Annotated in this window: 1 pseudogene; it reads left to right on the top strand. The window is 65.4% G+C overall.

Annotation, left to right across the window (positions count from 1 at the left end):
• Positions 1-24 precede the first annotated feature (24 nt).
• A pseudogene (locus T432_RS08980) lies at positions 25-1,581 on the top strand (McrB family protein); the annotation flags it as partial.

Here is a 1,581-nt window from a genome sequence, read left to right as displayed (position 1 = left end):
CTCTGGCGACTGGCGCGGCAGGCAGTGGCCGGTATTCTGGACGCTCAGACCTTTGAGGACGCCCTGAAGATTCGCAAGGTGGCGCTGCCCAAGCTGACCCAGGGTCTTTTCTGGCTCAACCCCGAGCGATTCCTGGCCCTCAATGCTGTCAATGTGCCTTATCTGCAGGCGCGTGGTCTTCAGGCGGCTGGTCAGGTTCAGACTCTTGCAGAGTATGAGACCGTTCTGGAGGCGGCTCACAAGCTCAACCCTGACTTTGCGGCTTTGTCGCACCGGGCGTGGCTCAACAGCCAGACGGCGGCTCTGGAAGGCAATCATTTCCCGTTTGCCCGGTATCAAGCCGACGCGCAGGAATTTGCGGGGGACAAAGTCAAGGGCAACCTCGTGCTTGACCGCCGTTACGCGCCACTGCTGCTGGACTTGATGGCCGGCGAGTGGGAGACGCTGAAGCCCTCACGCTCGCCCTACAGCGGTCGGGAGCAACTCGCCGTCAAAGTGGCGCTGGGCGGCGGCGTCAAGACCGATGGCGGCGCCTTTGCGCGGGCGCTGCTGTTCGCCGACGACAGTGGGTTCGAGTACGTGCCTTTCTCAGCGGGGCTGACCCTGGAAGCCGGGCTGCCTGATGGCCGGGGAGACGGGCCCCGGCAGGCGCTGCAGGAGCCCGCTCGCCAGCACACCCTGCTGACGGCGCTCAATGCCCCTTTGCCGGCTGGCCTGGAAGCGACCCTCACCCTGAATACAGATTTTGGGGCCCTGTTTTTGTTGCCGCTGGGACCCGGGCGAGAAGCCGAGGCCGCGCAGCAGCTTCAGCAGTACATGTCGGGCGTGGGCCGCAGTCGCCGCTTGCGCGTGGGCCTGAGCCTGCTTCCCGAGCACCTCGAATCCGACAAGTTCCCCGAGCTGCTGGACGCGGCCCTGACATACCTTGACGCCCTTGTGGACCTGCTCGACGGCCTGATGCGTCCCAGCGAGGAGACATCGACTGAGGAAATTGGGGTTCCCGGCACCCGGCCTGTCGCCCCGACACCAGCGGCCTTCGTTCCAGTGCCGGGCGTGCCGCTCAACCAGATTCTTTATGGCCCTCCCGGCACCGGCAAGACCTACCGCGTGGTGGACGAGGCGCTCTCGGTCCTTGACCCGGCTTTCTTATCTGCTCACCCCGGCAGCGAGGGCCGCGCGGCCCGTAAAGCCCGCTACGACGAGCTGGCCGCGCAAGGTCAGATCTCCTTCGTGACCTTCCACCAGTCTTTCGGTTACGAAGACTTCATTGAGGGCATCAAGCCGGTGATGTCCGGCGGGGCCCTCTCTTACGTGCTGCAAGACGGCGTGTTTCTGGAAGCGGTGCGGTCTGCCGGTGGTGCCCTCGCGCCGGCGGCACCGGAAGCTGGTCCCTCGACTGAAACACAGCCGCTGGTGCGCCCGGACGCGCAGGTCTGGCGAATGTACATTGACGGCACAGCGCCGGTCAGCCGCATCCGTGACCTGAGTCTGGGCCGTGGCGAGCTGAGGATGGGCAGTTACGGGAAGCCGCCGCGCGATTTGACCCAAGCGGGCGTTGAGGACCTCAGCGGGCGACAGCTT

The sequence above is a fragment of the Taylorella asinigenitalis ATCC 700933 genome (assembly GCF_000687755.1).
Classification (GTDB): Bacteria; Pseudomonadota; Gammaproteobacteria; order Burkholderiales; family Burkholderiaceae_B; genus Taylorella; species Taylorella asinigenitalis.
This window is presented reverse-complemented; position numbering and strand designations above follow the sequence as displayed.